2 protein-coding genes are annotated in these 2,401 nt (G+C 65.6%); both read left to right on the forward strand.

What is annotated here, in order from left to right:
• Positions 1 to 4: 4 nt before the first annotated feature.
• A complete protein-coding gene (gene istA, locus OSB52_RS24520; protein ID WP_308203690.1) occupies positions 5 to 1,510 on the forward strand; it encodes an IS21 family transposase in 1,506 nt (501 codons plus the stop codon).
• Positions 1,507 to 2,283: an IS21-like element helper ATPase IstB gene (istB, locus tag OSB52_RS24525; protein WP_266063945.1), complete on the forward strand. Its 777-nt coding sequence runs from the start codon at positions 1,507 to 1,509 to the stop codon at positions 2,281 to 2,283. Before istA ends, istB begins: the two co-directional genes overlap by 4 nt.
• The last annotated feature ends 118 nt before the right edge of the window (positions 2,284 to 2,401 follow it).

A 2,401-nucleotide genomic window follows, 5' to 3' on the forward strand; every position in this document is an offset into this window, starting at 1 on the left:
GGACATACTCAATGCCTACGACCTGACGGGGTCGTATCGGGCTGCCGCGCAGTTGTGCGGGTGCAGCCACCACACGGTCAAACGGGCGGTCGACGATCGTGCTGCCGGGTTGGCGCCAGCGGTGCGTCGCGCCCGGTCGATCGACAATTTCCTGCCGCATATCGAGCAGTGGGTGCAGGACACGAAAGGAAAGATCCGCGCCGACAAGGCACACGAAAAGCTCGTCGCACTGGGCTATAGCGGCACTGAACGTACCACACGACGTGCGGTGGCGGAAGTGAAAGACCAATGGCGCCTGGGCAATACGCGGGTTCACCGTCCGTGGATCACCGAACCCGGGTTGTGGTTGCAGTACGACTTCGGTGACGGGCCGGTTGTTGATGGCCGCAAGGTCGTGTTGTTGGTGGCGTGGCTGGCGTGGTGCCGCTACCGGGTGGTCATCGCGTTGCGAGACCGCACCGCGCCCAGTGTGTTCGCCGGCCTGGACCGGACGTTCCGCATCATCGGTGGCGCACCGACCTATGTGTTGACCGACAACGAGAAAACCGTCACCACCGGCCACATCGCCGGGGTCCCGGTCCGCAACCGCGATGCGGTGTCGTTCAGCCGCTACTACGGCACCACCGTGCTCACCTGCGAGCCGGCGGATCCAGCGACCAAGGGTGGGGTGGAAAACGCGGTTAAGCTGGCCAAGGCCGATATCGTGCCCACCGACACCAATCTGCTCGACACCTACGAGTCGTTCACCGATGTCGTGGCGGCGTGTGAGCAGTTCATGGTCGAGGTCAACGATCGTGAGCACCGCACCACCGGGCGACGTCCGATCGAGATGCTCGCCGAGGAACGCACCCGACTGCATCCGATCCCCGACCTGCCGCACACCACCGGGTTGGGGGTGACGCGCCAGGTCCCCAAGAACACGCCGATGGTCTCGTTCGATCACTGTCAATACTCAGTCCCGGCAACACTTTTGGGTCAATCGGTGTGGGTGCGTCATCACCCCGCCACCGATGAGGTGATCGTCTGCGCGCTCGACGACGGCGGACCGGCCGAGGTGGCCCGGCATCGCCGTACCACCCGCGGTACCCCGGCGATCGATGACGCCCACTTCCCCGACCATGAACCGAAAATCCCTGGCGACTATCGGATTCGGTCACGCAACGCCGACGACCACGCCTTCCTGGCGATCGGCGAGGGCGCCGGATTGTGGTTGAAAGAAGCCGCCGCCGTCGGCACTGAACGCATGCGCGAGAAGATGCGCCACGCCGTATCGCTGGCCGCGCTGCACACCACCTCGGATGTGGACTGGGCGTTGGGTCATGCCGCCGTGCACGGCCGGTTTGCCACCGGTGATCTCGACTCGATCCTGGCCGCCAAAGACCTCGACCAGACGCGGCACCAGGCCTCGGAGACCACCTCCCTGGCCCAAGGGACAAAGGGCTGGAACATGTTGGGCACCAACACTACTAACAGCAACGGGCTCGCCGACGACGAGGAGCAGACACGATGACCGACACCCTCACCCATGCCGCCCTCTCACCGGAGGTGGAGTCATTGATGAAACAACTGCGGCTCCCGCACGCCCGTGCGATCGCCGCGGACGTATTGGCCACCGCCCGCGCCCAACGCTGGGACCCCAACGAAGTGATCAAAGCGCTCCTCGCCGAAGAGACCGCCGGCCGCGCCCGCTCCATGCTGGCCTCGCGTCGTAAGTCGGCGAACTTCCCGACCGGCAAGACCTTTGACGTGTGGGACGAGACCGCGTCATCGATCCCGGTGCCCACCCAGCACGCCCTGCAAACCCTCGAATGGGTGCAACGGCGTGAGAATCTCGTGGTGTGCGGGCCCGCCGGCACCGGTAAAACGTTCTTCCTCGAAGCGCTCGGCCAGAAAGTGATCGAGGCCGGCATGCCCGTGGCGTGGTTCAGCCTCGAACAACTCGGCACCCTGGTCCGCGCGCACCGCGCCGATGACACCCTGGGCAAGGCCATCGCCAAGATCGTGCGTGCCGAGCTCGTCGTCATCGATGACGTAGGGCTCTTGCCCGTGGGAGCTGATGCCGCAGAGGGCCTGTATCGGGTCGTAGAAGCCGCCTACGAACGCAAATCGGTGGCCGTGTCCTCCAACCTGCACCCGTCGGGTTTCGACGAGCTGATGCCCAAAACGCTCGCCACCGCCACCGTGGACCGGCTGCTGCACCACGCCCACCTCTGCCAAACCAGCGGCGACTCCGTGCGCCTGGCCCAAGCCCTCGCCGGGAAGGGGGTCACCGCCCTGAGCTAACCCATCCCGGTGGCGGACCAGCGGGCAGATTCATGTCCGCCACCGGGCACCCCCTCGTGACCGCCTACGGGCAGTTTCCACGTCCGCCTGTGGGCACTTCCCGCCGTCCCTTGACAGA

The sequence above is a fragment of the Gordonia aquimaris genome (genome assembly GCF_026262595.1).
GTDB classification, from domain to species: Bacteria; Actinomycetota; Actinomycetes; order Mycobacteriales; family Mycobacteriaceae; genus Gordonia; species Gordonia tangerina.